A 6,201-nucleotide genomic window follows, 5' to 3' on the forward strand; every position below is an offset into this window, starting at 1 on the left:
AAAATAATCTCTGATAAAAATTATTGATTTGAATTTAGAACTACACATTGCCAGAAAAATCACCTACCAGAATAAATCTGACCGCCAGATTTCTCGTCCTATTATTAGCATTGCGACTCTGGGAATTGCCCTTGGATTATCAGTGATGATTCTTGCAATTGCTATTGTTACGGGGTTTAAAGCTGGTATTACCGAAAAACTGACCGGGTTTGGATCTCACATTCAGATCAGTAATTACGACAATAATAGCTCCTTTGAAACCTATCCCATTGATAAAAATCTGATTCCTATAGATCAATTGGAACAAGTTGAAGGCATTAAACACATACAAACCTACGCCACAAAACCCGGCATAATCAAAACCGAAAACGAGATTCAAGGTGTGGTTCTCAGTGGAGCTTCTCAAAATTACGATTGGGCATTTTTTAAAGACAAGTTGGTTGAAGGAGAAATAATCGATATGCTTCCTTCAGTTAAAAGCAACGATATCCTTATCTCGGAAAAACTGGCTAAACTACTCCACTTAAAATTAGGCGAAAAGCTCACCTTGTACTTTGTTCAGCAACCTGTTCGGACGCGTCGTTTTACAATCAAAGGCATCTATAACTCTGGAATGGACGAATTCGATAAGCTCTTTGTGATTTGTGACATGCGTCATATTCAAAAATTAAATAACTGGACAGACAATCAGGTAAGTGGTATTGAAATCACTTTGGATGATTTTAAAGATTTGGAAGAAACTAAAGAACTTATTAGCGACAATGTAGCTGGTATATTCACAGATGATGGGTCGACATTCAAAGTCAGAAGTGTCAAACAAAAATACCCTCAAATTTTTAACTGGCTCGAAATGCTCGATCTGAATGTTTGGATTATTCTGGCCTTAATGATTCTGGTTGCAGGCTTCAATATGGTTTCAGGCTTACTAATTATTATTCTTGAGAAAACTAATATGATCGGTATTCTAAAAGCTCTGGGTACTGACAATTGGTCGGTTCGGAAAATATTTTTGTATCAATCAGCAATGATTATAGGAAAAGGGATGATTCTGGGAAATCTGATTGGAATCGGAATTTGCCTGATTCAATATCACTTTCAGCTAATTAGTCTCGATCCTGTCAATTATTATCTCGATACAGTCCCTATAAACCTAAATATTATCCATCTTCTTCTATTAAATATAGGAACACTTATTGCGACCGTAAGCATGTTGATTGTTCCCTCGTATTGGATTACCAGAATTACTCCAAGTAAAGCGATAAGATTTGACTAAATTACGATTCAATTATTGAATATTTTAATCAATATCAAGTCTCACACGTATAAATTATTCCTTACAGACAGAAGTTTGAATTGAGCTTTTCAGTATATTTAATGGTTGTTTAAAATACCTTTAGATATGATACATCCCAATTCGATAAATAATATAGAGCAGTTTGTAGAAGATTTCATCAAAGAAATTCAGAATGGATTACCAGGAAGCAGAGCACAACAAAAAATGTCACCTTCCATACGTAATCATTCCAATAAAAAAAACGACCCTAATTTAGCCAGAGACAGTAGTGTGCTCATTCTTTTTTATCAAAAAGGTGATAAACTATACTTTCCACTTATAAAACGAAGCAATGGCGATCACAACCATAGTGGGCAAATTAGTCTTCCGGGAGGTAAATATGAGCTTAGTGATAAAAATTTGGTTAATACAGCTATCAGGGAAACGGAAGAAGAACTCGGTCTTTGCGGTGACAAAATACATATTATTGGGCCTATTACCGGCTTGTATATACCAATCAGTAATTTTCAAGTTCAACCCATAGTCGGGTATTACGAAGGATTACCCCAATTCAAAGCTGATAATTTTGAAGTCCATCAAATAATTGAAACCGATATTCAGGAATTATTCAGAAATGATAACAAACATGAAGAAATAATTCATAAAAATGGCTTTGAAATTAAAGCCCCTTACTACGAAGTCAAAGGTCATAAACTTTGGGGAGCAACCGCTATGATTATTTCAGAACTCGAAGAATTACTCAAGCGAGCTAATCTCATCGAGTGAGACCGTATTTTTATAATGCTCATAAATAGATAAAACATTATTCACATACTTGTACGGCTCTTCACCACGACAATACCCATATCTCACAACCGGATCTTTATAGAATTCCGGTTTTGATTTATTTAAAAGATAATACTCTACGCTACCTTTCCATAAATCCGGATCCTGACCATTTTTTTTAGCTAGTCTTCTGGCATCAAGAATGTGGCCTAATCCAACATTATAAGCTGCCAGCATAAATTTTAATTTGTCCTTTTTGTCAATTAAAATTTTATCCAGTCGACGACTTAAATATTTAAGATGCTTCACACCTGCATTTATGTTTTCCTCTGGTTTTGAATCTTCATCTACATTGTAACGGAAAGCCGTTTCAGGCATCAGCTGCATTAAACCAAAGGCTCCAACCCACGACTTGGCATCGGGATTAAAATGAGACTCCTGAGAAATCAAAGCTGATAACAATCTCCAGTCCCAATCAATCAATTTGGAGTCCTTTTTAATGAGTTCATCATATTTAGAGATCTTACCCGATTTTAGGGTAAAATATTCACTTTTATGACGCTTTTCAATTCGTGGACTTAAGAAATATTTACGATAAATCTGATTATACCTTGCACTCCCTTTAAAACCCTTTAGCCATTGATTAATCGCTTCCGTCAATTCATCACTCCCTTTTCTCAGAGCCCAGGCCATATCCTGAGGAAAACTAATCTCCGTTTCGATATCGATATTGGGATAATAGTTTGTATTAACAACAGCCACATTCTGATCGGCAATCGTATAATCAATCTCGTCATTAGCAACCTTTTCAATCAATTCTTCTACTTCAATATTTTCCTCTTTCTCAATATGAATTGAACGACCAATCTCCTTAGATAAGTTATTCAGCCTTTCCACATAAGCAGAAGCTTGTTGAACATGAATCAATTTATCACCAAGTTCGAGTTGATTTCTTACAACGGATACAGAATCGTTCACACTGGCTTTACGCTGAATTAAAACTTGTTTTGATTGACTATGAGGCAAAGTGAAATTAAAGCGTTCTTTTCTGTCTTGAGTAATGGACAGATTCATACCAATAAGATCAATATCACCATTTTCCAAGTTTGCAAATGCCGATGAAAGGTCATTTTCAACATTTAATTCCAGTTTCACATCCAAGTGTTCAGCAAGTGCTTTCAATAATTCATACTGAAATCCCATTGCCCGACCCTTATAAATGAAATAGTTGGTCGAATTGTAATCAGTGCTCACTCTTAATTTCCCACGAAGTTTAATATGCTTAAGTCCAAGCACAGTCTTATCTGGCTGACGTAGTCGTATCGTTTGTCGATTGTGATTACACGTCTGCAAGAAGATCATGAGTATCAGAGGAATGATTAACTTTATATATTTAAATTTAAACATATGAATTTTCTTACCGTTATTTAAATTAAAAAAAAACGGGTACCTAACCAAAAAACGACATGTCCGTTGGTCAAAATATTATGCTATTCCTAATCGTAGAAAGTCCATCGCAATCCATATTTAAGCATACCTGGATTGATTGGATAATGAAGAGAGCTGAAGTAGTTTTGACTACCCATCTTAGCATTTAAGTGTTCGTACATGATAAATATACGTGTACGCTTAATTCTAAAATTGAAATACAGATCAACTTTTGGATAATCACCTAATTCTCGCTCTTTTTGCAAGAAGAATTGTCCAGTTGATGGCATGTAATTCGGAACGTTAAATGAAGTATTGTAATAAACAGAGAAACCTGCTTGTATGTCTAAGGCACCATTAAAAAATGTGTTTGAATAATAATTATTACTGTAGACTGAAAGATCCGGTAAAGGCAGGATATCTTCGTTAGAGCTCTTCTGCCCTACGATTTTCTGACTTAGTGTAAACTTTCCTAATCTAAAATCTTTCTCAAGATAAGCCGTTGCAACCTGAATAGACTTGCTTTCCCGAGAAACTAATGTATCGTAACCAAAATAAGTGTAATTCTCAATATTATTGATCTGGCCACCTATCTTAAATCCGTATTTCTTTATTTGATATTCTAATCCAAGAGCTAATTCATTGCTTTTACCCAAATTTAAAGACCATTGCTGATGATTGCCATAATATTGTTCCATCAAAAAATCAGGTCTCTTAGATTTAATCTGAGACGTAATTTTTAATTGATGTCTGTTAACCGTATCGCCAAATTGATAAGTCATATCACCATCAAGTTGGTAGTCGTTTTGATTATACCCTTCGGCAACGTAGTTTCCCGAAAATTTCCAATTCCAATTTTCACCCGTCTGGCGAAAAATACTTGTCATTAATTGGGTATTATGGATATTCTTGTCTTTCTGAGAATATTGGTTCTCGCCAACAGGCAAGCGAAGGTTATAAGTAGATAATTCATTTAATAAACCTAAACGTGCCCCAAAACTCAATTTCTTATTCTGATTCTCATTAAAAATTAAATGAAAACCATTGGTCAGCATCTTAAGTGATGTTTCGTCGGCGCTTGTACTATTATTCAAATAGGTATTTGTAAAGAAATCAGGATTAACAGCTGATTCCTTAAACTTTCGATTATCTGATTCGAAATTCAATTCATGAACCACTCTAACAGGATAAATTTGAGTGGTATCAGCGCCTGTGATAAGCTCCTTAGCCACTCCCAAATTGTAATATTGATTGGCAACAAAATTAAAGTTAGCTAACTTATTCTTCGTTTCAGACAACTGCACTCTAACATTCTCAGGATCGATAACGGTGTCGCTAATTTGTTTGTCGTCGCTAACGCCACCATTTTCGTTAACATCAATCTTATTCTGATTCAATACAAAATGAGCACCATATCGGCCCTTTTCGTAACTCGAAAACAAATTGAAATCGTAAAGTTTTGTTTTTTGATTTTGATATTGACCTTCACTCGAAATCAAATTAAAACTAATACCCACATTCCAAAACGGATTAATATTTTGGGTATGTAAAACTCGAAGTTTATTCTCTGCCTTATCCTTCGATCCAGCAGTTTCATAAAAGAAACTAGTAAAAGGTGTCGTCGTATTAAAAAATAGAATTTCATTGGGCATATTCATGTAAGCTTCAAAAGTATTGAAGAACATGAATGATTCATTACGAACACGATCGATAAAAATATTACTCTGATAAGGTGAACCTAAATTTCCTAGATAGGAATTTGCAATACTTCTCTGATAAATTGGATTGAAATTATGGATATTCCCCAATAAAGTATCCACATGAAGGATGGATTTACGAGTTCCGTAATCTGATAGTCGCCAAGTATTGATGTGGGATTCAACGCTATTATAGCCTAGACTATCCATCTCACTTTTCTCTCCATCACGCTTTACTCCATCAGGTCTCAAACCACGTTCTCCTTTGTTTCCTAACTTAAGAGAATTGATTTCAGTTTGTGCTGTCAAAGACGAGCTCAAGCACAGGGTAAATATGATTAATATGAAAATTTGTTTCATAGCCTGCAAATATAAGGAAAGTGTCAGTAAGAAAATTACTTTTTAACAATTTATCGGTTAAAAAACATTAATACTTGACGAAAAGACGTAATAAACAGACGAAGTAAACAGGATAGATTGTGTTGCAAATCAAATAATTATCCGTAAAATTAATTTAACATTAAAAACAGGATACTTTAATAAAAATTCAAAATCAAATTACTAATATTAATGTAAAATACTAACTCCGGAGATTGAATTATTTGATTCTTAGATTAAGGTATCACATTGTAATCCAAAATTAAGGGCATAAAAAAAGCGTCTTACTCCGTTTGGAATAAGACGCTTAAAAGTTGGCATCGACCTACTCTCCCACCACTTGGCAGTACCATCGGCGCTAATGGGCTTAACTTCTCTGTTCGGGATGGGAAGAGGTGGAACCCCATTGCTATAGATACCTGAAAATCTTCAGTTATCAGCAGTGTTCACTAGCTGAAACAAATATCATAGACATATTGAAAAAAAAGTAGTTGTAATTTCAGCGAAGAATCCAACCATGGACCTCAGCATTCATAAGCTTATGGGTAATTAGTACCACTCGACTTTGACATCACTGCCTTTACATCTGTGGCCTATCAACGTTGTCGTCTCCAACGACCCTTTAAAGAAATCTCATCT

At 34.8% G+C, this 6,201-nt stretch carries 4 protein-coding genes and 2 rRNA genes; 2 read left to right on the forward strand and 4 right to left on the reverse strand.

Annotated elements, in window-relative coordinates; genetic code table 11:
- The first annotated feature begins 28 nt into the window (after positions 1-28).
- Both EO244_RS16155 and EO244_RS16160 read left to right on the forward strand, forming a co-directional pair.
- Entirely contained in the window at positions 29-1,273 is a 1,245-nt protein-coding gene (locus tag EO244_RS16155; protein ID WP_129255726.1) for an ABC transporter permease, read from the forward strand.
- A gap of 126 nt (positions 1,274-1,399) precedes the next feature.
- Positions 1,400-2,059: an NUDIX hydrolase gene (locus EO244_RS16160; protein WP_129255727.1), complete on the forward strand. Its 660-nt coding sequence runs from the start codon at positions 1,400-1,402 to the stop codon at positions 2,057-2,059.
- Here EO244_RS16160 and EO244_RS16165 read toward each other — a convergent pair.
- The 4 genes from EO244_RS16165 to EO244_RS16180 form a co-directional block, all read right to left on the reverse strand.
- On the reverse strand, positions 2,030-3,466 hold the full coding sequence (locus EO244_RS16165) for an MltF family protein (RefSeq protein ID WP_129255728.1): 1,437 nt from the start codon (positions 3,464-3,466) through the stop codon (positions 2,030-2,032). The two genes, EO244_RS16160 and EO244_RS16165, sit on opposite strands and share 30 nt — an antisense overlap.
- An 89-nt stretch (positions 3,467-3,555) precedes the next feature.
- Positions 3,556-5,544, reverse strand: a complete 1,989-nt coding sequence (locus EO244_RS16170) for a putative porin (RefSeq protein ID WP_129255729.1) — start codon at positions 5,542-5,544, stop codon at positions 3,556-3,558.
- A gap of 330 nt (positions 5,545-5,874) precedes the next feature.
- Positions 5,875-5,985, reverse strand: a 5S ribosomal RNA gene (rrf, locus tag EO244_RS16175).
- A 106-nt stretch (positions 5,986-6,091) separates the two neighbouring features.
- Positions 6,092-6,201, reverse strand: a 23S ribosomal RNA gene (locus EO244_RS16180); the annotation flags it as partial.

The organism is Ancylomarina salipaludis (assembly GCF_004122035.1).
Taxonomy (GTDB): domain Bacteria; phylum Bacteroidota; class Bacteroidia; order Bacteroidales; family Marinifilaceae; genus Ancylomarina; species Ancylomarina salipaludis.